Genomic DNA, 281 nt, shown 5'->3' on the forward strand with positions numbered 1-281 from the left:
GTAATCACCATCGCCGCGGGTGCGACCACCGGTTCCGTCACCGTCAAGGCACCGGCCGATGACGTCTACAAAGACGCCGGCAAAGTTGAAGCGACCATCAAGGACGCGACTGGCGGCAACTTCGAAAACCTGGTCAAGGACCCTTCGGCGGCGGTGACTGATGTCACCGACACCATCAACACCTCGACCGTCAGCTTGACCGCGACTTCGTCCGTGGCCGAAGGCGGCACTGTGGTGTACACCGCGTCCGTCTCTGCACCAGTGACCGGTTCGCCAGTCGT

At 62.3% G+C, this 281-nt stretch carries 1 protein-coding gene; it reads left to right on the plus strand.

The genetic code is table 11. The annotated features are described in order from the left end of the window. Window positions 1-281 (plus strand): immunoglobulin-like domain-containing protein (locus K0F88_RS32130; RefSeq protein ID WP_219097885.1); only part of this gene is annotated, 281 nt, incomplete at both ends.

Origin of the sequence: Pseudomonas sp. UMAB-40, from assembly GCF_900095275.1 — a bacterium.
In the GTDB taxonomy this organism is placed as follows: Bacteria; Pseudomonadota; Gammaproteobacteria; order Pseudomonadales; family Pseudomonadaceae; genus Aquipseudomonas; species Aquipseudomonas mandelii_B.